The following is a 20122-nucleotide window of genomic DNA, read 5'->3' as shown; positions in this document are numbered from 1 at the left end:
GATGGGGTGGAGGAGGCGGGGCTGGAGACTCGTGCTGATCAGCGCTGGGTTGAACCAACTCTGGCATCGAGCAGCCCTTGGATCAGAAGGGCGGGTTTGTAGAGCAGGAAACCGATCAGGGCTGGAAGGAGATCCATCTGGGGGATCCTGGTGGAGGCGATGACGAGCACCACAGGCACCAGAAGCTGGACCTTTCCCACTGACTTGGCGCCGTTGCCGAGCTTGTCCACGCTGCGGGAAAGAAGCCACAGGTAGAGGAGCCCGGCGAGGGCACCGACCAGAAGACTTCCTGCCGTGGAGAGGTCAAAGGCCAAGGCAGCGATCGGCACCGCCGTAGCGGAAGCGATCAGGGTGGCCTGGATCAGGCGCCGCTTGAGCCGCGCGTAATCAGCCATGTCGCCGCTGGTCTGTAAACGAGCCCCACCAAGGGGGAGCGTTTCGGCCATGGCCACCTCCGCAGGGGAGGAGGTCATCACCGGTTCAGGCTTCAACCCTGGGTCAGATCCTGCTTCCAGCGCGAGTTCCGACCCCTGGGTGGAGAGCAACTCGAGATGTTGATCAGGGCTGGCCAACAAGGGCGCCGAGGCTCTGAAAAGGCGTGCGGAATTTATCACGCAGCCCCTTCCGCTCAGGGCCTGAGCAGCAACAGCTGCCGGCTCACAAGTCCCCGTGCCACGGCGGCCAGAGGCTCCGGGGCCCAATCCAGATCCAGCTCGCCCAGGGGCGTGTCCGCCCCGGCCGCGTCGATCGCCTGCAGCAAGGCGACCGCTTCAGGCTCCAGGTTGAGGGGCTCCAGATCAGGACCCAGCAGGCTGGACCCCGGCCAGCCCCAGAGACAGGGGTTGCGCTGACCGCGGGCCGCAAGCACCACCTGATCACGGCTCCAGTCGGCCGCCGCCAGTTCCCCCTGGCTGAGGAAGAACTCGAAATGGCTGATGTCGGGATCGAGCGCCTCGACCAGTTGCCACTGTTCCCGCTTCGGCAGGGCCCGGGCCCGTTCCAGAAGCTCCCCCTCGAGCAGGCGGGCGGGATCCCAGACCTGGGGATTGGAGAAGCCGGCGAACTGCAGGTCAGCGGCGGCCACGAAGGCGAACAGGCGATCGAGGTCGTAGCTGCTCTCCTGGGGATGCAGATACATGTCGGCGAAGTTGGCATCCGCGGCCGTGTCCAGGGCCCAGCGCTGTTCATGGTGACGGCGCAGGCGGTTCCGCTCCGGCAGGCTCGCGAGCAGTTCGCGGCCCAGGCGCAGCCCCTCCCCGTCGGCTCCTGCACCCACCAGCGTCAGGGCCCGTTGGGTGCGGTGGATCTCCCAGCGTCCCCCATCGGCGTAGAGGAAGAGGTGCAGCAGCCCCCCCTGCCGCAGCAGCTCGGCCAGGGCCCTGAGCCCCGCCTGGGGCTGCTTGAGGTGATGGAGGACGCCAACGGAGTTGATGTAATCGAACGGTCCTTCGCCCGCCAGGTCCAGCAGGCTGCGCTGCTCGATCCGCACCGAGGCGCGCCCGGCGGCACCCGAGCGGCGCAACCGTTCGCGGGCCACCTCAAGGGTGCCGGGGCTGATGTCCACCGCCAGGATCTCGGCGCCCGGGTTGAGGTGGGCCAGGTAGTCGGTGCTGACACCGGTGCCACAACCCGCGTCCAGGATCCGCAGCGGTTCGGGCCATTCCGGCACGGCACCGGTGCAGACGCCGTAGGCGCAGGGCACACACCAACGCCAGTTGTACCCGGGGGGAGGGCCGTCCTGGAGGGGGTCACCGGGGTAGGGAAAGCGGTCGTAGAAGGCGCTCACCACGGGAGTGGCGGCATCGGTGGATCCCTCGGGCATGGATGGGGAGGGCGGCGGAACGCTGGACGCTGACCAGGGGAGCTTTTCATGGGGCCGACGGACCTGGGAACCACACGGCCTGGGGGCTGCAAACATTTGTTCATGGCCCCCCGATCGGCACCAGGGCCAGCCGTAACGTTCCTTGGCCAGGCTCGCTCTCGTTCATGACCGTGACCGCCAGCAGCGGCAGCCCCAGGGTTTCACCCCAGCTGTTTGACACCCTGCCGCTCTCCAGCGTCCGTCAGGCGGAGCAACAGGACCGCTTCCCCGATCTCGGCGAGCTCGACAACCTCAGCACCTTCTTCCAGACCGGTCTCGTACGTGTGGAGGTCGCCAGGCGTCTGTCGGCCAACGCCGATGGCATCGTTGGTCGCGCGGCGAACCGCATCTTCTCCGGCGGTACCCCGCTCTCCTACCTCGATGCCCCGCTGACCCCGGAGTCCCAACGCAGCGCTGAGGCCACGCCCCTGGCGGCCGATCAGATCGCCTTTGCGGCCTCGGTCGCCACGTTTGCCCAGGGCAGTGCCACCAAGGGCTTCCTGGGCAGGGTTCTTGGGGGCCTCCAGGCCGATGCGGATGTGCGCGTCGTGCTCCCCACCGGCTTCAGCCCGATCAGCGTCGCCCTGTACGGCACGGAGCGCATGCGCAAATCCGTGCGCGACCTGGCCTGGTTCCTGCGTTACGTGGGCTACTCAGTGATGGCCGGCGACCCCAGCATCCTTTCTGTGAACACCCGCGGCCTGCGGGATGTGCTCGAGAAGGGATGCTCCCTGACAGCCACCAACGTGGCCCTGCAGGAAATGCGCGCCGCCGCCGCGGAGCTGTTCAACGGCGAGCCTGAAGCCCGGAGCCTGGTGATCGAGGCCTTCAACGTCCTGATCAAGGAACTCGACGTTCCCACCCCCTCCCCCCGCCAGCGTCTCGGCAGCCCCGAAAACCAGGGTCTGCAGCTACCTGCCAACTACGCGCTGGCAGCCCAGGGCAAGGCCCCCCGCTACAACATCAAGCCCGGCCAGACCGGCGCCCAGAAGGCCGAGGTGATCCGGGCGGCCTACAGGCAGGTGTTCGAGCGCGACATCGTCAAGGGCTACAGCCAGGTGGTGAGCCCTGTTGAGGCCACCCAGGTGCGTCAGGGACAGATCTCGATGCGCGAGTTCATCCGCTCCCTTGGCCAGAGCAAGGAGTACCGCCAGCAGTTCTACGGGCGCTTCTCCAACAGCCGCGCCGTCGAGCTGGCCTTCCGCCACTTCCTTGGCCGAGGCATCAGCTCCCGAGAGGAGTTCACCCGCTACTTCGACATCGTCAGTGCCCAGGGCCTCAAGGGCTTGGTCGACGCTCTGATCAACACCCAGGAATACGCCCGGGTGTTCGGGGAGGAAACCGTTCCCTTCCTGCGCGATCTCGGGGAGGAAGCCCAGGAGAGCGCCGGCTGGGGGTCCAACCGCAAGCTGTTCAATTTCAGCGCGCCCTTCGAGGGGGCACCGCAGTACGTCACGCTCTACGCCTCCTACCGCCAGCCCTTCGCCGATCAACACGCCTACGGCGGCGGCAACGACCCGCTCGCCCTCAACTACGGCGCCATCTTCCCCTCGGGCACGGCGTCCGTGGCCACCCGTCCAGCTCCTGTCGGTTACGACAACCGACGGATCCTGATCGGCAACGGCATCGCCCAGCCGGGGCAGATGGACAGCCCCCAGTTCCGCAAGGCCAAGCCCCGCCGGGTGGGGCCGAAACTGGTGCGCCTGCAGCAGATCTCCACCGGCGGCTCCTCGGTTCCGCGCCGTGGTGGACAACCCAGCATTCGCCGAACCGAATCAAGCACCAGCGCGGTGATCGACGCCGTCTACGTGCAGGTGCTGGGCACGGCCGGCTATGCCGGTGAGCGCCTGAAGGTGGAGGAGATCAAGCTCGAGAATGGCGACATCTGCCTGCGGGACTTCATCCGTGAGGTGGCTCGCTCAACCGCTTTCCGTCGCCGCTACTGGAACGGTCTGTACATCACCAAGGCGATCGAGATCATCCACCGCCGGCTGCTGGGTCGCCCCACCTTCGGTCGCTGGGAAATTGACGGCTACTTCGACACCGCGGCCCGAAAGGGTTTTTACGGGGTGGTGGATGCCATCCTCGCTAGCTCCGAATACAGCGAAAGCTTCGGTGAGGACACCGTCCCGTACGAGCGCTTCATCACCGCGAACGATCTCAACGCGCGACGGGTGCCCGCCCTCAAACGGCCCTTCAACGCCGGCGCCTATGCGGACATCCAGCCCCAGCAGTTAAGGCGGCCCGATGTGAGAACTCAGGAGGGCATCGTCAACAGCTCGGAGGTCACCCCGCGCAACCTGACCGCCCGCAAGCGGGTGGTATTGGGCGGCTGGAAAGCCAAGATCAGCGCCAACGACGACGACGCTCAAGGTTTCGACACCAGCGGCAGCGACACCGCCACGGGGAGCTTCGCCACCATCGCTCCCCAGAGCTGGCCCGAGAACCCCCCTCCCACCCGCCGCTGGAGCGCCGCTCGCTGGCAGCCCAAGCAGGTGGCCACGCAGGTCTAGCTCTCCTGAGCGGGCGGACCCATCTCTCCACCCACCCCAGAGACCTAGCCCTGCAGTACCTGGGTGCCGCCAACTTGAAAGCCGCTGATGGGCAGCAGCCGCGGCTTCGTCGCTAGCGAACCGCCGGTTTCGGCGATGGCCAAGGCCCTGCGTCCCGGCAAGCCCCAGGGGCTGACCCGCCGCCGCAGCCTCCCGGAGCGCTTGCGGCTGTCAAGGTTCCCCGGCGAAGGCGAGTTGCAGAGCGTGCTCCGCAACGTTTATCGCCAACTCCTCAATCGTGATGTGCTGGCCTCAGAACGCCTCGGTGATGCCGAATCCCAGCTCCGTGATGGCCACATCTCGGTGTCGGAATTCGTGGCGCTCCTGGCCTCCAGCGAGCTGTTTGGGCAGCGCTTGAACCGGCTGGCCCCGCTGCGGGCCGCAACGGCGGCCTACCTCGCTCTGCTAGGGAGGGCCGCCCAGGCCAGCGAAGTGAGCGCGTTCCTGGCCAGCCAGGCCAACCACGGTCAACAACGGGCCCTCGAAACCCTGATCAACAGCGACGAGTACGCCACCAACTTCGGCCGCGACACGGTGCCCTACCTCCGCGGCCTCGACACCCCGGACGGCCTGCCACTCACCACGCTGAACCGCACCGCCAGCCTCTACGGCGGCAACGCTGCTCTCAATCCACCCACCAAGGGCGCGATCTGAGCTCCCTGGCCCGCTGAGGGGGCCAGGCTCAGCAGGCGCCTGGTCCTAAGCAGGGCGCTTTTGCCTTCCAACACGGCCGTTGGGGGCTGAATCTGGCTTGGACCGCGCGACGGAAGAGTTCGACTTGCGCGATCAAATGATTAACATTTGCAGCAGAGTCCATGTATCAACAACTCCCGCGAAAGCCATTGCGCGCAAAGCGTTTTCAAAAAACAATCCGCCGTGAAGAACTGTTACCGGAGGCCGAGTCAGAGCAGCGGCCTGCCGCAGAATAATTCGGCAATCAGTTGATCTGATTTGCCGCCTGGCCGACCCGCAGCCCAATGGCAACGCCTCCCAAGGCAGCGCCGTTGAGCCACGCAGAAGCCGCTCCTTCATGCCAGGCCTCCTTTCGGAAGCCCCAGTCAGGGAGCACAGGCATCCACCCTTACCCACCGGCTATCGGTCTCCTTAAACGGCGACCGCTTGTTTCGAGGCAGAACTGCATGAGCATCGTCTCCAACTCGATCATCAACGCGGATGCTGAAGCCCGCTACCTCAGCCCCGGCGAACTCGACCAGATCAAGTCCTTCGTCGCCGGCGGTCAACGCCGGCTTCGGGTGGCTCGAGTCCTGAGCGAGAGCCGGGAACGCCTCGTCAAGCAGGCCGGCGGCGCCCTCTTCCAGAAGCGTCCAGACGTGATCTCCCCGGGGGGCAATGCCTACGGCGAAGAGATGACGGCCTCCTGCCTCCGCGACATGGACTACTACCTGCGCCTTGTGACCTACGGGATCGTGGCCGGCGATGTCACTCCCATTGAGGAGATCGGCATCATCGGGGCCCGCGAGATGTACCGCGCTCTCGGCACCCCACTCGAAGCCATGGCAGAAGCCGTGCGCGAACTGAAATTCGCCTCAAGCACTCTGCTCACCGGAGCTGACGCTGAAGAAGCTGGCTTCTTCTTCGATTACGTCATCGGCGCCCTTTCCTGAGGCTGCCCTCTCCTTCCCCACCGCCGCTTCCCCGGACCTATGCAAGACGCGATCACCAACGTCATCAATCTCTCTGACGTTCAGGGTCTCTACCTCGACGACTCCTCCATCGGTCGCCTCGAGCAGTACTTCGCCAGTGGTGAACTGCGCGTGCGCGCTGCCGCCACCGTTTCCGCCAACGCCTCGGCCATCATCAAAGATGCCGTGGCCAAAACGCTGCTCTACACGGACATCACCCGTCCGGGCGGCAACATGTACACCACCCGTCGCTATGCGGCCTGCATCCGCGACCTCGACTACTACCTGCGCTACGCCACCTACGCGATGCTCGCGGGCGACTCTTCGATCCTCGATGAGCGCGTGCTCAATGGCCTCAAGGAGACCTACAACTCCCTGGGTGTGCCCATCGGCGCCACGGTGCAGTCGATTCAGGCGATCAAGGAATCGGCTGCCTCGCTGGTCGGTCCCGAAGCCGGGCGTGAACTGGGCGTCTACCTCGACTACATCAGCTCCGGTCTGGGCAACTGATCCCACAACGGTCTACCCCGCGAGGATCACCCCCATGCGTCTGTTCAAGATCACGGCCTGCATTCCCTGTCCTGAAAAGGCTCGGACCCAGCGCGAGCTGCAAAACACCTACTTCACCAAGTGGGTGCCGTACCAAAGCTGGTTCGCTGAACAACAGCGCATCATGAAGCAGGGCGGAAAGATTCTGAAGGTCGAACTCGTGGCGGGTCGGCGTCAGATCAACGTCGGCAACTGAGTCTTTCGCTCACCTCACCAACTTTCATCCAAGCTCGGCACTGGCCGGGCTTTTTTTTGTCCGTACACTCGGGCGTGAGCGGCCCATGTCCAGCTGACGATGAAGCTTTCCTGAGCCCATGGCCTTGCCCGGCATTGCGAACCGTCCCCCCAGCTCGATCCCGAGCCCAGAGGCCTCCGCCAAAGGTTTCCTACCGCTTCCCTTTGCCCTCTGGCCCGCTGAAGCGAGGCTCTTGCTGGGTCTGGTGGCGCTCTGGAGCCTGCTGGGCATCCTGATCCTCACATCAGCCAGCTGGTGGGTGGCCGAGCGGGAAATGGGCGACGCCGCTTACTACCTCAAACGTCAGCTGCTCTGGCTGGCGGCCAGCTGGGGGCTGCTGCTGCTGGCCCTGCGGGTGAACATTCGCCGTTGGTCCAAGCTGGCCGGCCCCGCCCTGTTGCTGGGGGGCCTCCTGGTGGCCGCCACCCTGGTGGCCGGCAGCACCGTGAACGGCGCCAGCCGTTGGCTGGTGGTCGGTCCGATCCAGATCCAACCATCTGAGCTGGTCAAGCCCTTCGTGGTCCTGCAGGGGGCTGCCCTGTTTGCCCACTGGAAGCGCATCGCCATCGACCAGAAGCTGCTCTGGCTGACGGTGTTCGGCGCTCTGATCCTGCTGATCCTCAAGCAACCCAACCTGAGCACAGCCGCCCTGACGGGCCTGCTGCTGTGGTTGATGGCCCTGGCCTCCGGCCTCAACCTGGGCGCCCTGCTGGCCACGGCCTTGGCGGGGGGGCTTGTCGGGGTGAGCAGCATCTTGATCAACACCTACCAGCGGGTGAGGGTGACGTCGTTCCTGAACCCCTGGAAAGATGCCCAGGGGGACGGTTACCAGCTGGTGCAGAGCCTTCTGGCCATCGGCTCCGGCGGGCCCCTGGGTGAGGGTTTCGGCCTCTCCACCCAGAAACTTCAATACCTGCCCATCCAGTCAACGGATTTCATCTTCGCGGTGTTCGCCGAGGAGTTCGGCTACATCGGCTCGGTGATGCTGCTGCTGTTCCTGCTGTTGTTCGGCTTCGTGGGGCTGCGGGTGGCTCTGAGCTGCCGCAGCAACCAGCTGCGGCTGATCGCCATCGGCTGCACCACCCTGCTGGTGGGCCAGTCGATTCTGAACATCGCCGTCGCCAGCGGTGCGATGCCCACCACCGGCTTGCCCTTGCCTCTGATCAGCTACGGCGGCAATTCACTGCTCTCCAGCCTGCTCACCGCCGGCCTGCTGATCCGTTGCTCACTGGAATCGGCAGGGGTGGATCCGGGCCGTCCCCGCCGACGGAGGCAGGGGGTCGCCCCGATAGGGTGACACTTGCACCGGGCCCCCATGACCGACCTCGGTCTCTCCCTCGCCGACCAGCTGGCGGATCTGGCCCGCTGGACTGAACAGCTGCTGCGCGCCTCCCTGGCGGCACCTGGTCCGATCACCCTGGCGATCGTCTTTGCCGGAGGTCTGCTCACCAGCCTCGGCCCCTGCTCGCTCGGGCTGCTGCCCGTGACCCTGGCCTATCTGGCCGGCTTCAGCGACCGGCAGCGGCGGCCCTGGGTGCGCAGCGTCAGTTTTGGGCTCGGCATTGTCGCGTCGCTGGTGCTGCTGGGGCTGGCCAGCGGCCTTTTGGGTCTGTTCTATGGGCGCGTTCCGGGTCTGATTTCAGGGCTGGTGGCGGCCCTGGCCCTGGTGATGGGCCTCAACCTGCTGGGCCTGCTGACGTTCCGCCTGCCCACCGGCCCCGACCCGGATCGCTGGCGCCAACGGGTGCCGGCCCCCCTGGCGCCCCTGGCGGCGGGCCTGGCCTTCGGACTGGCGGCCTCCCCCTGCACCACGCCGGTGCTGGCAGTGCTGCTGGCCTGGATGGCCCAGAACGGCAAACCGGTGGTGGGCATGGTGCTGCTGGCCTGCTTCGGCCTGGGCCAGGTGCTGCCCCTGCTGCTGGCGGGAACCCTGGCGGCCAGCCTGCCGAGCCTGCTGGCCCTGCGGTCCGTCGGACGCTGGGTTCCGGCGATCAGTGGCGTCGTGCTGGTGCTCACCGGCGGCCTCACACTTCTGGCCCAGCTGCCATGACCTCTGCCTCGCCCACCTTGGTCGCACCGTTGCTGAATGCCCTGGGCCGAGTGGCCGCGTGGATTTCAGATCTGCGGCTGGCGATCGTGCTGCTGTTGGTCGTGGCCATCGCCAGCGGGCTGGGCACCGCGATCCCCCAGCAGGAAAGCAGCGAGTTTTATCACCGCCTCTACGACGAAACCCCCTGGCTGGGGTTGGTGCGCGGGGACGGGATCCTGGCCCTCCAGCTGGATCACCTCTATTCCAGTGACTGGTTCCTGGCGCTGCTGGGCTGGCTGGGGCTGTCCCTGGTGCTGTGCAGCTGGCGCCGCCAGTGGCCGGCCCTGCGCGCCGCCCTGCGCTGGGTCGACTACAGCTCCCCGCGCCAGCTCAGCAAGCTGAGCGTGGCGGAGACCGTGGCCTCCCCAGAACCCCAGGCCGATCTCGAACGCCTGGGGGCCCTGCTCACGGCCCGGGGCTGGCGAGTTCAAAGCCAGGCGGGTCGACTGGCGGCCCGCAAGGGCGTGGCCGGTCGGGTGGGGCCCCTGCTGGTGCATGCGGGGCTTGTGGTGCTGTTGGTGGGATCGGCCTGGGGAGCGCTGGGGGGCCAGCGGGTGGAGCGCTTTCTGGCCCCGGGCCACGAGCTCGAGTTGCTCGATCGCCGCGGCGAGGGCCAGCTGACCTTGGTGCTTGAGCAGTTCGGCATCGACCGCGACCCCGCCGGGCGTCCTGAGCAGTTCCGCTCGCGCTTGCTGCTCAAGAACCCCCCCCAGGCTGATGCCCCAGCCCTGGAGCAACGCGCCGAGATCAGCGTCAACCACCCCCTGCGCCACCAGGGCATGACCATCTACCAGGCGGACTGGGCTTTGGCGGCGATCACGCTGCAATTGGGCAAAAGCCCGCTGCTGGAGCTGCCGCTGCAGAGCTTTCCCCAACTCGGGAATCAGATCTGGGGATTGGTGCTGCCCACCCGCCCCGATGGCACCGATCCCGTGCTGCTGAGCGTGACCAACGAGGCCGGACCGGTGGAGATCTATGCCAGCGACGCCAGCCTGCTGGGCCGGCTCATTCCCGGCGGCGAGGCCCTGGAAGTGAACGGCCTGCCCCTTCGGGTGGCCTCGATCCTGCCCGCCAGTGGCCTGCTGCTCAAGCGCGATCCGGGGGTGCCACTGGTCTACGCCGGCTTCGCCATTGCCCTGGTGGGTTGCGGCCTCAGCCTGGTGGCCACCCGCCAGTTGTGGGCGATCGCGGAGGACGGGCGCCAGCGCCTGCATGTGGGTGGGCTCTGCAACCGCAACCTCACCGCCTTCGCCAGCGAACTGCCGCAGCTGCTGGGCTCCCTGCAGCAGCCTCAGCCGAGATGACGGGTGCCATGGCTGACCCGAACCACCGTGTGCACGTTGCCGCGGGGGTTGAAATCAGCCTCGAGCTGGATCCAGTCGGGTTGGGCCGCCGCCACCAGATCATCCAGGATGCGGTTGACCACCTCCTCGTGGGAGATCGAGCGGTCGCGCCAGCTGTTCACATAGAGCTTGAGCGCCTTGAGCTCAAGGACCCGGGGGCCGGGCTCGTAGATCAGGCGCAGCACCGCGAAATCCGGGTAGCCCGAGAACGGGCAAAGGCAGGTGAACTCCGGCAGGGTGATCGACACTTCGTAGGGACGGCCCGTGGAGGGGTTGTCGAAGCAGATCAGCTGGGCCTGCTCGATCTCCCGCTGGCCGTACAGAGGCGTGGTGGTGAGGGCGCTGGGAGCTGGGGCAGCCATCGATCGGGCGGGAGTGCATCAGGTTCACGATGCTACGAAACGGCCGATTCTTTACAACGATCCCAAAAGAAATCAGCCGAATGTCCGCCGTGGACATCCCAACCGCTTTAGATGGAGAAGGCCCGCAGAGAATCCCTGCCTGCGCCTCGCGTCCATGGACCCGACGCCGGGCCCCAGGCTGGTCGCCGCTCAACGGCGCAGCCAGTAGCAATGGATACACCGGACGTCCAGCACCTGCGGCCTAATGGCAGAAGTCCATTGTTGCAATGGCTGGGCATCCGCCGAACTCCTCTGCTAGGACGCCTCTCACCCTTCCTCTCAGGCACCGTCCTGGGAGACACCCCCTGAAATGAATCCCCGGATCCATGAAAAAAGTTGAGGCCATCATCCGTCCGTTCAAGCTTGAGGACGTCAAACTCGCCTTGGTGAATGCCGGCATCGTCGGCATGACCGTGAGTGAAGTGCGTGGCTTCGGGCGTCAAAAGGGCCAGGTCGAGCGTTACCGCGGATCAGAATTCACGGTCGAATTTCTACAGAAACTCAAGCTCGAGGTTGTTGTTGACGACGACCGTGTCGACACGGTGATTACCTGCATTCAAGATGCGGCCCGCACCGGTGAAATCGGCGACGGCAAGATCTTCATCACCAACATCGAGTCGGTGATCCGGATCCGCACCGGCGACAAGGACAGCAGCGCGATCTGAGCGCCCCTGAATCAAGGGTCTGCTCCTGTGCCGATCAACCCGAGGGTTGGTCGGCTTCTTTATGGCTCAGGGTGCTGGCCACCAGATGTTTGATGGCGCTTCGATCCAGCGTCGGCGTGGTCAGCGGCGTGTTCGATCCCTCCCCGTTGGATCCAACGCGGTCAAAACATTCGTCCCGCATCCAGAGCAGGTACTCGTGGTTGCCGGCCGGCCCGGTGATCGGTGAGGCCACCAGCCCGGCTGCGCGCCAACCCAGCCGATCCGCCGCTGCGATCACCGCTTCGATCGCATCGACGTGGGCCTCGGGATCCCGCACCACACCGCCTTTGCCCACCCGGGCTCGCCCCACCTCGAACTGGGGTTTGACCAGAAGCACCGCCTCCTGACCCTCTGGTGCCATCAACCCCTTCAGGGCGGGCAACACCAGGGCCAGGGAGATGAACGACACATCGGCCACCGCCAGATCCGGCCTGGGATCGTGGGGCCCGTAGAGCTGCTCGGGCCGCAGGTGGCGCAGGTTGGTGCGCTCCTTGAGCACCAGCCGGGGATCGGTGCGCAGGCTCCAGGCGGTCTGGCCGTAGCCCACATCGATGCCGTAGATCCGCTGGGCGCCGTGCTGCAGGAGGCAGTCACTGAAGCCACCGGTGGAGATGCCCCCATCGAGGCAGATCCGACCCTCCACCTGGATCGGGAACGTCTCGAGGGCCCGCACCAGCTTCTCGCCGCCACGGGAGACGAAGCGTGGGGGCTGGCTCACCTGGGGCTCCAGTTCCAGCGCCACCTCCATGCCGGGCTTGTCCAGCACCCGATCGCCGGCGCGCACCCGGCCGGCACGGATCAGCTGCTGGGCCTGCTGGCGGCTCTCCACCAGACCCAGGGCCAGTAAATGCAGATCCAGCCGGCGTTTTCGGGCCATGGCGTCATCCAACCACAGCCGAAACAGAACCAAAGCCGCAGGCTGCGCCGGGTGGCCTGCCCCATACATTGGGTGCGACGTCGCCAGGCGCTGGCCCTTGATCGAGCGTTACACCCTCCCCGAGATGGGGCGCATCTGGAGCGAGCAGGCCAAGTTCCAGAGCTGGCTGGATGTGGAGATCGCCGCCACGGCCGCCCAGAGCCAGCTGGGGCGGGTGCCGGCCGAAGCCCTGGCGGAGATCAGGGCCAAGGCGAGCTTTGAGGTGGAGCGGATCGAGGCGATCGAGGCGGAGGTGCGCCACGACGTGATCGCCTTCCTCACCAATGTGAACGAGCACGTGGGCGAGGCGGGCCGCCACATCCACGTGGGCATGACCAGCTCAGATGTGCTCGACACCGGCCTGGCCCTGCAGCTGAAGGCCTCGGTGGCGGTGCTGCGCACCGAACTCGATGCCCTGGCCGCAGCGCTCAGGGAGCTGGCCCGGGCCCACAAGGGCACGGTGATGATCGGGCGATCCCATGCCATCCATGGCGAACCGATCACCTTCGGCTTCAAGGTGGCGGGCTGGCTGGCGGAGAGCGAGCGCAACCGCGAGCGACTGGAGCGCCTGGAAACCGTGGTGGCCGTGGGCCAGATCAGCGGCGCCATGGGCACCTACGCCAACACCGATCCCCAGGTGGAGGCGCTCACCTGCGCGGCACTGGGCCTGGTGCCTGACACCGCCAGCACCCAGGTGATCTCCCGCGACCGCCACGCCGAGTACGTGCAGACCCTGGCGCTGGTGGGGGCGACCCTGGAGCGGATCTCCACCGAAATCCGCAACCTGCAGCGCACCGATGTGCTGGAGGTGGAGGAGAACTTCGCCAAGGGCCAGAAGGGCAGCTCGGCGATGCCCCACAAGCGCAATCCGATCCGCAGCGAGCGCATCTCCGGCCTGGCGCGGGTGCTGCGCAGCTACACGGTGGCGGCCCTGGAGAACGTGGCCCTCTGGCACGAGCGCGACATCAGCCACAGCTCCGTGGAGCGCATGATGCTGCCGGATTGCTCAGTGACCCTGCACTTCATGCTGCGGGAGATGACCGCGGTGATCAGGGGCCTGGGGGTCTACCCCGCGAACATGGCGCGCAACCTGAATGTGTATGGCGGTGTGGTGTTCAGCCAGCGGGTGCTGCTGGCCCTGGTGGAGAGCGGCCTCAGCCGCGAGGAGGCCTACCGGATCGTCCAGGAGCACGCCCACAGCGCCTGGAACACAGAAGGCGGCAACTTCCGCGCCAACCTCGAAGCTGATCCGGCCGTCACGGCGCGGCTGGGCCCCGGGCAGCTGGCGGAATGCTTCGCCACCGATCTGCACCAGGCGAACCTGAGCGTGATCTGGGAGCGGTTGGCGATCTGATTCCTCAGGCCGCCTGTTCCGTGAGGCTCCCTTCGCTTGAGCTGGCTTCGGGGCCACTGCTGCCGTTGAGATCATCACCCGTGATCTGGGGCTCTGCAGCTGGGGAATTGGCCGATGTCGTGCCAGGAGTGGGTGGTGGCGGCACGGCCTTGGCCGTGGCCGGATTGAGGCCCGCCCCCACGGGGCTCAGCAGATCGATCGGCTCGCAGACCGGGAAGCGGTTGATCGCCTTGAGGGCCAGTCGGGCCTTGCCGCGCAGCTGCTCGCTGAGGGCCTCGCCGTAGGGGATCTGGGCCAGCAGATCCACCGTGCGGCGCATGATCCGCACCACATCGCCCTCATCGAGGGAGGTGCCCGCGATCAGGTCGTTCCAGCTGGTGCCCTTGGCCCAGGAATGCACCAGCCCCATCAGCTCCGGCTCGTACCAGAGGGGCATCACCACGGCGGCCCGCTCCTGCTGGCGCAGCAGCTCCCGGCGGATGCCGCCCAGATCGTGCAGGGCCTCCTCGGCGGCGGGCGGGGTGTTGAAGGCGCTCCAGAGATCGGGGCGATTCACCTCCGTGGAGATGGCCTCCAGCACCGCCGCCAGCTCGGCGGGTTCGAGCTCATCGAGGTGGCCGCTCATCAGCGCCAGCCCCAGCCAGAGTTCGTTGTCGCCCCGGAGGGACGCCACGGTGCGGCCGATGTCGGTGGGCTCGAGATCCTCCAGGCAGCCGAAGAAGCGCAGGATTTCGATCAGGGCCAGGAAGGTGTCCCAGTGGCGGTTGGAGCGGTGGTGCAGCAGCCGCTGGCGTTCGCCGATCTCCTCCTCGAGTTCCTCCATGCGCCGGTGCTGCTTCTTGATCTGCTTGCGATCGCCGGTGCTGTGGGCGGGATGGAGTTCGAGGGCCAGCTCCAGTTGGTGCACCAGCAGCGCCTGGGCCTTCACTTCCCCGGCCAGGTCGTACTGGGGGGTGGCCATGTCGTGGCGCCGGGCCATGGAGCCCACCGCAAGGGCCAGACCGCCACTGGCCTGGTCGCCGTGGCGCAGCTCACCGGGGTGGTGCAGCTCTGGGGCGTCCACCTCGCGCACCTGCAGGCAGCTGAGCTCCGCATGGAGGCTCACCACCGCATGGCAGGGCACCAGGATCCAGACGTTCTCATCGGTGAGGCAGAGCAGCAGCGGGAACTGACCGCTGCCCTCCACCTTGGCCACGATCACCGCCGGTGTGACCCGACCCTTGAGCTGGGGTGCCTTGAGGCTCACCAAAGTGCCCTCACTGGCGAATCGCAGGGCGAGGGTGAGCTCATGGGCCAGGGTTTCCTCCGCCTGCTGCTGCAGGATCCGCAGGATGCGCCGCTCCTCCCGCAGCCTGGCCCGCTCCTTTTCATAGAGTTCGAAGGCGTCCCAGGGCACATCGGTGACACTGCCCGAAAGACCCTCCAGCTGTTGGCGCAGTTCGGTGATGCGGCGCTCGTCGTCGACCAGATCGAGGGTGGCCAGGTAGCGGCCGAAGCTGCGCTCCACCAGTTCCTTGGCCTTGGGCAGCTCATAGCGCTGCAGCAGGTTGAGCACCATGCCGTAGCTGGGGGTGAACTGGCTCACGAGCGGATCGGCGGGGCTGGTGGCCAGCTCCCCCGCTTCGCGCACCCCCTCGAAGCGACTCTGCACCGTCACCACATAGCCCTGGGTGTCGAGGCCGCGGCGGCCGGCCCGGCCCGCCATCTGCAGGAACTCACTGCCCATCAGCGGCCGGTGGCCGCGGTCGGTGCGCTTGGAAAGGGCCGAGATCACCGTGCTGCGGGCGGGCATGTTGATCCCGGCGGCGAGGGTTTCGGTGGCGAACACCACCTTCACCAGCCCCTGCTGGAACAGCTCCTCGATCAGTTCCTTCCAGGCGGGCAGCACCCCGGCGTGGTGGGCGGCGATGCCGCGCAGCAGGGCGTCATCGTGGCCCCCTTCGCGCACCGCCTCGGGGGTGGAGGCCACAAAGGCCTGCAGGCGCGCGCGCACCCGGGACTGCTCCTCGTTGGTGAGCAGGTTGAGCCGGCCCAGGTCGCGCACGGCCTTGTCGCAGCCGCGGCGGCTGAAGATGAAGTAGATCGCCGGCAGCATGTCGCGCTCGGCCATCTGGGCCACTACGAAGGGCAGCGGCGCCGCCTCGGGCTGGGGCGGCCTGGGGGTCTTGGGGCCGCGGCGGTGGGTGGTTTTCGGCGCCCGCCAGACCTTGCAGTTGGGGTGCAGCCCGGTGCCCGCATCATTGAGCAGGGGGTGCAGCCCCTTGGCGCTGCAGAAACTGAAGGCCAGGGGCACCGGCCGGAAATCGCTCAGCACCAGCCGGGTGGGCCCGTGCACCTTGTCGATCCAGTCGGTGAGCTGACCGGCGTTGGCCACCGTGGCCGAGAGCGCCACCAGCTGCACCGCAGGTGGGCAATGGATGATCGATTCCTCCCAGACCGTGCCCCGCTGGGAGTCGTTCATGTAGTGGCACTCATCGAGCACCACCGCCTCCACATCGGCGAGGGGATCGTCGCCGCGATCCACCTCCGCGTAGAGCATGTTGCGGAAGATCTCGGTGGTCATCACCACCACCTTCGCCTCCCGGTTCACGCTCAGATCACCGGTCATCAGACCGACGTTCTCGACCCCGAACTGCTCGCGGAAATCGCGCAGCTTCTGGTTCGAGAGCGCCTTGAGGGGTGTGGTGTAGAACACCTTCTGGCCGTGGGCCAGGGCCCGGTAGATCGCGTACTCGCCCACCAGGGTCTTGCCCGAGCCGGTGGGGGCGCTCACTACCACCGAATGGCCCTGGTTGAGCGCATCGATCGCCTCCAGCTGGAATGGATCCAGCGGAAACGGGAACAGCTCCTCCAGGGGCGGAACGTCGGAGCTGGCGATCAGCATCAGGGAATCCTATTGGCCAGACTGCGGCCACCCCGGGCCCTGCCGCTTCCCTTGGCCGCCGACCCCCTTGATCCCCTGCGCCGCTCCCTGGAGCGCCTGCCGATCGCCCGCCGGCGCCTGCTGCGTGCCTTCCAGCCCACGGCGGCTGGGGGCCTGCGGCCAGAGGGGGCCGGTGCCATCCCGCTGCTGGATCTGGCCAGCAATGACTACCTGGGCCTGAGCCAGCACCCTCGCCTGCAGGCGGCCGCCTGCGCCGCGATCGCCTCGGGTGGGGTGGGGGCGGGGGCCTCGCGGCTGGTGAGCGGCAGCCGGCCGGTGCATGGGGAGCTGGAGGCGCGGCTGGCCGCCTGGCTGGGGCGGGAGCGGGTGCTGCTCTTTCCCAGTGGCTTCCAGGCCAACATCGCTGCGGTGGCGGCCCTGGCCGATCGCCACAGCCTGGTGCTCGCCGACCGGCTGATCCACCACTCCCTGCTGGTGGGGGTACAGGCCTCCGGCGCCCAGCTGCGCCGCTTCGCCCACAACGACCTGGCCGCTCTGGATCGGCTGCTGGGCGAGGCACGGGCCAGCTCTGCCGTGCGGCGCCTGGTGGTGCTCAGTGAGAGCCTGTTCAGCATGGAGGGCAGCAGCCCCGATCTGCCGGCGCTGTCGGCCCTCTGCCAACGGCATTCGGCCCTGCTGCTGATCGATGAGGCCCATGCCCTGGGGGTGCTGGGCCCCGGCGGACGCGGGCTGGCCCACGGGCTGGCGGGGGTGCACCTGGTGAGCGGCACCTTCGGCAAGGCCTTCGGCAGTGGTGGCGCCTTCCTGGCCACGGGCGATCTGCTCGGCGACTGGCTGCTGCAGCGCTCCGGCGCCTTCCGCTATTCCACCGCCCTGGCCCCGCCCCTGGCGGCGGCAGCCCTGGCCGCCCTTGATCTGCTGGAGGAGACCCCCGACCTGGGGTCGAAGTTGTTGGAGCGTGCCGAGCGCTGGCGAACTTCCCTGACGGCGGCCGATTGGCCGCTGGTGGCAGGCCAGGGGCCGATCCTGCCGTTGCTGGTGGGCGAAGACGATCGGGCCCTGGAGCTGCAGCGGCACCTGGAGGCCGCAGGCCTGCTGAGCGTGGCGATCCGCCCACCCACGGTGCCGGCGGGAACGGCGAGGTTGCGGCTGGTGCTGCGCAGCGACCTGCCGCCCGGCACCCTGGAGCGGCTGCTGGAGGCCCTGGCCCGATGGCGCTGAGCGATCCGGCGGCTGGGGGTGTGCAGCTGCTGGCGATGCACGGCTGGGGGGGCGACCACCGGGCCTGGGCCCCCTGGGGGGCGGCCGCCGCCCGGCGTGGTTGGAGCCTGGGTTGGGGGGAGCGGGGCTACGGCCATCAAGTGCAGCTGGAGCCGCAGTGGTCGGGCACGGGACGCCGCGCCCTGCTGGTCCATTCCATGGGGATTCACCTGGTTCCCGGTGCCGTGCTGGCCGCGGCCGAGGCGGTGGTGCTGCTGGCCAGCTTTGGGCGCTTCGTGCCCCCAGGAGCCCCCGGGCGCCGCGGACAACTGGCCCTGGAGGCCATGGCCAATCGCCTGAGCAACGGCGACAGCGATGGCTTACTCAAAGACTTCCTGGCCCAGGCCGCCGCCCCCGACCCCGAGGAATTGCTGCCAGCAGGGCCCCGGGAGGAGGGGGTGCCCCCCGCCGGCCAGGGTCGCCTGCTCGCTGACCTCGACCTGCTCGGCCGCCTCACCGCGCTGCCGGAAGCGTTTCCAGCCAGCGCAGCGGTGCTGGTGGTGGAGGCGGGCGACGACCGGATCGTGGCCCCTGAGAGCCGTCGCCTGCTGGTGGAAGCCCTCCCCAGGGCCAGCCACTGGACCCTGGCGGGTGCCGGCCACAGCCTGCTGCGGGCCGATCTGCTCACTCCAGTGCTGAACTGGCTGGAAGCGGCGCTTTCCGCGGAAGTCAGCGGCCATGGTTGATCTGCTCACAAAGCCCGGCGGCAGCCCCCCACAGCCAACGGAACCGTTCCCACTGGAGGTGCGCCGGCGCTTCGCCCGCAGCGCCGGCCGCTACGAGCAGCTGGCGCACCTGCAGCGGGCCGTGGCCTGGCGCCTGGGCCACCTCAGCCGCGACCTGCCCCTGCCGCAAGGGCCCGCAGCTGATCTGGGGGCGGGCAGTGGCCTGCTGGCGCGGGCCCTGGAGGCCCAGCGGCCTGAACTCACCATGCTGCGCCTCGACCACTGCGCCGAGCTGCTGCGCCAGGGGGAGCGCTCCGCTTGTCCTGGAGCCGACGGCTCCCCACCAGCTCCCTCCCTGCTCTGGGATCTCAACGGGGGGCTGCCGGATGAGCTGGAGGGCGCGGCCCTGCTGGCCTCCAGCTTCGCCCTTCACTGGCTGGAGCAGCCCCTGGCCCAACTGGAGCAGTGGTGCCGGGCGCTCCAGCCCGGAGGCTGGCTGGTGCTGGCGGTGCCCACCCAGGGCAGTTTTCGCCAATGGCAGCAGGCGGCCCAGGCGGCACATGTGCCCTGCAGCGCCCTGCCCCTGCCCGAGGCCCAAGCGTTGCAAGCGACCTGCAGCACCTGGCTGGAGCTGCGGGTGGAGCGGAGGCTGCCGTTCAGCCGCACAGCCCCCAGCGCCTTGGCCTTGCTGCGCGAGCTCAAGGGGCTCGGGGCCAGCGCCAGCCGCGTGAGGCCCCTGTCGGCAGGGGAGTTGCGGGCCCTGGAGGCCCACTGGCCCGCCCAGGGAGCCGTGAAGGTCCTGAGCTGGGAGCTGCAGATCCTGGTGGGTCAAAAGCCCAGGCGGCGGCCATGACAGAAGCCCTGCGGCTGGTGGTCTGCGGCACCGACACCGACGTGGGCAAGACCGTGGTCAGTGCCCTGCTGGTGCAGGGGCTGGGGGCCACCTACTGGAAACCCGTGCAATGCGGCCTGGAGGGCGGCGGCGACAGCGACCGGGTGCGGGAGCTGCTGGAGCTGCCTTCTGATCGGGTGCTGCCGGAGGCCTACCGGCTGGCGGCCCCGGTGTCGCCCCACTGGGCGGCGCAGCAGGAGGTGCTGCGCATTGAGGAGACCCGGCTGGCGCTGCCGGCGGTGAGCGGCCCGCTGGTGGTGGAGACGGCCGGAGGGCTGCTGGTGCCCCTGCGGCTCGACTGGCTGCAGATCGATCAGCTGCGCCTCTGGAACCTGCCGGTGCTGCTGGTGGCCCGCAGCGGCCTGGGCACCTTGAACCACACCCTGCTGTCGGTGGAGGCCCTGCGCCAGAGGGGCCTTTCCCTGCTCGGGATCGTGCTCAACGGGCCGCCCCACCCCAACAACGCATCCACCTTGAACGCCCTGGCGGGGGTGCCGGTGCTGGCCCAGCTGCCCACCCTTGAGCGTCTCGATCGGGAGACCCTGGAGGCGCAATGGCAGCTCAGCGGACTGGGCCAGCACCTGCAGCTGGGCCCTAACCTGCGCCCATGAGCAAGACCCACCTGCTGGTGACGGGGGCCCTGTTCGCTCTGTGCGCCGGCATCCTGGTGCTGTTCACCGACATCGAGGTCGGGGTCTACCGCTGGTTCAGCTGCGGCCCCCTGGCCGCCGCCAACGAACAGCGCTCGAAGGTGTGCGAGTAGAACCCAGCCCA

General features: G+C 67.9%; 20 protein-coding genes. 15 read left to right on the top strand and 5 right to left on the bottom strand.

Going from position 1 to position 20122, the window contains the following annotated elements; genetic code table 11:
- Positions 1–38 precede the first annotated feature (38 nt).
- Positions 39–473 (bottom strand): ATP synthase, encoded by a 435-nt coding sequence (locus KBZ13_RS10285; protein ID WP_255008834.1) that lies wholly within the window; start codon positions 471–473, stop codon positions 39–41.
- A gap of 155 nt (positions 474–628) precedes the next feature.
- Positions 629–1822, bottom strand: a complete 1194-nt coding sequence (locus KBZ13_RS10280; protein WP_255008832.1) for a class I SAM-dependent methyltransferase — start codon at positions 1820–1822, stop codon at positions 629–631.
- A gap of 164 nt (positions 1823–1986) precedes the next feature.
- On the opposite strand from KBZ13_RS10280, the gene KBZ13_RS10275 reads away from it, so the two are divergent.
- The 8 genes from KBZ13_RS10275 to KBZ13_RS10240 all read left to right on the top strand — a co-directional run bounded on the left by KBZ13_RS10275 (position 1987) and on the right by KBZ13_RS10240 (position 10233).
- Positions 1987–4374, top strand: coding sequence for a phycobilisome rod-core linker polypeptide (locus KBZ13_RS10275; RefSeq protein WP_255008830.1), 2388 nt, complete (start codon positions 1987–1989; stop codon positions 4372–4374).
- Between the two features lie 87 nt (positions 4375–4461).
- Positions 4462–5067 carry a phycobilisome rod-core linker polypeptide gene (locus KBZ13_RS10270; RefSeq protein ID WP_255008827.1) on the top strand — a complete coding sequence of 202 codons (606 nt, stop codon included), beginning with the start codon at positions 4462–4464 and terminating at the stop codon, positions 5065–5067.
- Between the two features lie 485 nt (positions 5068–5552).
- Positions 5553–6038 (top strand): allophycocyanin, encoded by a 486-nt coding sequence (locus tag KBZ13_RS10265; protein ID WP_255008825.1) that lies wholly within the window; start codon positions 5553–5555, stop codon positions 6036–6038.
- A gap of 39 nt (positions 6039–6077) precedes the next feature.
- Positions 6078–6566, top strand: coding sequence for an allophycocyanin subunit beta (locus tag KBZ13_RS10260; protein WP_255008823.1), 489 nt, complete (start codon positions 6078–6080; stop codon positions 6564–6566).
- Positions 6567–6600: 34 nt separating this feature from the next.
- On the top strand, positions 6601–6801 hold the full coding sequence (locus tag KBZ13_RS10255; RefSeq protein ID WP_255008821.1) for a phycobilisome linker polypeptide: 201 nt from the start codon (positions 6601–6603) through the stop codon (positions 6799–6801).
- A gap of 118 nt (positions 6802–6919) precedes the next feature.
- Positions 6920–8137, top strand: coding sequence for an FtsW/RodA/SpoVE family cell cycle protein (locus KBZ13_RS10250; RefSeq protein ID WP_255008819.1), 1218 nt, complete (start codon positions 6920–6922; stop codon positions 8135–8137).
- Between the two features lie 18 nt (positions 8138–8155).
- Entirely contained in the window at positions 8156–8890 is a 735-nt protein-coding gene (locus KBZ13_RS10245; RefSeq protein WP_255008818.1) for a cytochrome c biogenesis CcdA family protein, read from the top strand.
- 32 nt (positions 8891–8922) lie between these two features.
- Entirely contained in the window at positions 8923–10233 is a 1311-nt protein-coding gene (locus KBZ13_RS10240; protein ID WP_255009106.1) for a cytochrome c biogenesis protein ResB, read from the top strand.
- On the opposite strand, the gene queF is transcribed toward KBZ13_RS10240, so the two are convergent.
- Complete coding sequence (queF, locus tag KBZ13_RS10235; protein ID WP_255008816.1) at positions 10221–10634, bottom strand: preQ(1) synthase; 414 nt, start codon at positions 10632–10634, stop codon at positions 10221–10223. The two genes, KBZ13_RS10240 and queF, sit on opposite strands and share 13 nt — an antisense overlap.
- A 365-nt stretch (positions 10635–10999) precedes the next feature.
- On the opposite strand from queF, the gene KBZ13_RS10230 reads away from it, so the two are divergent.
- Entirely contained in the window at positions 11000–11338 is a 339-nt protein-coding gene (locus KBZ13_RS10230; RefSeq protein WP_255008814.1) for a P-II family nitrogen regulator, read from the top strand.
- A gap of 34 nt (positions 11339–11372) precedes the next feature.
- On the opposite strand, the gene KBZ13_RS10225 is transcribed toward KBZ13_RS10230, so the two are convergent.
- Entirely contained in the window at positions 11373–12254 is an 882-nt protein-coding gene (locus KBZ13_RS10225; protein WP_255008813.1) for a TlyA family RNA methyltransferase, read from the bottom strand.
- A gap of 97 nt (positions 12255–12351) precedes the next feature.
- On the opposite strand from KBZ13_RS10225, the gene purB reads away from it, so the two are divergent.
- Positions 12352–13647 (top strand): adenylosuccinate lyase, encoded by a 1296-nt coding sequence (gene purB, locus KBZ13_RS10220; protein WP_255008810.1) that lies wholly within the window; start codon positions 12352–12354, stop codon positions 13645–13647.
- A 4-nt stretch (positions 13648–13651) separates the two neighbouring features.
- Here the strand turns inward: purB and KBZ13_RS10215 are convergent, their stop codons facing one another.
- A complete protein-coding gene (locus KBZ13_RS10215; RefSeq protein ID WP_255008807.1) occupies positions 13652–16531 on the bottom strand; it encodes a DEAD/DEAH box helicase in 2880 nt (959 codons plus the stop codon).
- A 51-nt stretch (positions 16532–16582) separates the two neighbouring features.
- On the opposite strand from KBZ13_RS10215, the gene KBZ13_RS10210 reads away from it, so the two are divergent.
- Genes KBZ13_RS10210 through KBZ13_RS10190 form a run of 5 tightly spaced genes read left to right on the top strand, consistent with a single transcriptional unit; the run spans position 16583 to position 20111 of the window.
- On the top strand, positions 16583–17752 hold the full coding sequence (locus tag KBZ13_RS10210; protein WP_255008805.1) for an aminotransferase class I/II-fold pyridoxal phosphate-dependent enzyme: 1170 nt from the start codon (positions 16583–16585) through the stop codon (positions 17750–17752).
- Positions 17743–18477, top strand: coding sequence for an alpha/beta fold hydrolase (locus KBZ13_RS10205; protein WP_255008803.1), 735 nt, complete (start codon positions 17743–17745; stop codon positions 18475–18477). Before KBZ13_RS10210 ends, KBZ13_RS10205 begins: the two co-directional genes overlap by 10 nt.
- Positions 18470–19309, top strand: coding sequence for a methyltransferase domain-containing protein (locus tag KBZ13_RS10200; RefSeq protein WP_255008802.1), 840 nt, complete (start codon positions 18470–18472; stop codon positions 19307–19309). Before KBZ13_RS10205 ends, KBZ13_RS10200 begins: the two co-directional genes overlap by 8 nt.
- Entirely contained in the window at positions 19306–19959 is a 654-nt protein-coding gene (gene bioD / locus KBZ13_RS10195) for a dethiobiotin synthase (protein ID WP_255008800.1), read from the top strand. The genes KBZ13_RS10200 and bioD overlap by 4 nt, the downstream gene beginning before the upstream one ends.
- Entirely contained in the window at positions 19956–20111 is a 156-nt protein-coding gene (locus KBZ13_RS10190) for a hypothetical protein (protein WP_255008797.1), read from the top strand. Before bioD ends, KBZ13_RS10190 begins: the two co-directional genes overlap by 4 nt.
- The last annotated feature ends 11 nt before the right edge of the window (positions 20112–20122 follow it).

Source organism: Cyanobium sp. ATX 6F1, assembly GCF_024346315.1.
In the GTDB taxonomy this organism is placed as follows: domain Bacteria; phylum Cyanobacteriota; class Cyanobacteriia; order PCC-6307; family Cyanobiaceae; genus ATX-6F1.
This window is presented reverse-complemented; position numbering and strand designations above follow the sequence as displayed.

Coding starts and splice junctions, on each gene's coding strand:
- KBZ13_RS10285 (WP_255008834.1), bottom strand. CDS start 473: ATGACCTCCTCCCCTGCGGAGGTGGCCATGGCCGAAACGCTCCCCCTT.
- KBZ13_RS10280 (WP_255008832.1), bottom strand. CDS start 1,822: ATGCCCGAGGGATCCACCGATGCCGCCACTCCCGTGGTGAGCGCCTTC.
- KBZ13_RS10275 (WP_255008830.1), top strand. CDS start 1,987: ATGACCGTGACCGCCAGCAGCGGCAGCCCCAGGGTTTCACCCCAGCTG.
- KBZ13_RS10270 (WP_255008827.1), top strand. CDS start 4,462: ATGGGCAGCAGCCGCGGCTTCGTCGCTAGCGAACCGCCGGTTTCGGCG.
- KBZ13_RS10265 (WP_255008825.1), top strand. CDS start 5,553: ATGAGCATCGTCTCCAACTCGATCATCAACGCGGATGCTGAAGCCCGC.
- KBZ13_RS10260 (WP_255008823.1), top strand. CDS start 6,078: ATGCAAGACGCGATCACCAACGTCATCAATCTCTCTGACGTTCAGGGT.
- KBZ13_RS10255 (WP_255008821.1), top strand. CDS start 6,601: ATGCGTCTGTTCAAGATCACGGCCTGCATTCCCTGTCCTGAAAAGGCT.
- KBZ13_RS10250 (WP_255008819.1), top strand. CDS start 6,920: ATGGCCTTGCCCGGCATTGCGAACCGTCCCCCCAGCTCGATCCCGAGC.
- KBZ13_RS10245 (WP_255008818.1), top strand. CDS start 8,156: ATGACCGACCTCGGTCTCTCCCTCGCCGACCAGCTGGCGGATCTGGCC.
- queF (WP_255008816.1), bottom strand. CDS start 10,634: ATGGCTGCCCCAGCTCCCAGCGCCCTCACCACCACGCCTCTGTACGGC.
- KBZ13_RS10230 (WP_255008814.1), top strand. CDS start 11,000: ATGAAAAAAGTTGAGGCCATCATCCGTCCGTTCAAGCTTGAGGACGTC.
- KBZ13_RS10225 (WP_255008813.1), bottom strand. CDS start 12,254: ATGGCCCGAAAACGCCGGCTGGATCTGCATTTACTGGCCCTGGGTCTG.
- KBZ13_RS10215 (WP_255008807.1), bottom strand. CDS start 16,531: ATGCTGATCGCCAGCTCCGACGTTCCGCCCCTGGAGGAGCTGTTCCCG.
- KBZ13_RS10205 (WP_255008803.1), top strand. CDS start 17,743: ATGGCGCTGAGCGATCCGGCGGCTGGGGGTGTGCAGCTGCTGGCGATG.
- KBZ13_RS10200 (WP_255008802.1), top strand. CDS start 18,470: ATGGTTGATCTGCTCACAAAGCCCGGCGGCAGCCCCCCACAGCCAACG.
- bioD (WP_255008800.1), top strand. CDS start 19,306: ATGACAGAAGCCCTGCGGCTGGTGGTCTGCGGCACCGACACCGACGTG.
- KBZ13_RS10190 (WP_255008797.1), top strand. CDS start 19,956: ATGAGCAAGACCCACCTGCTGGTGACGGGGGCCCTGTTCGCTCTGTGC.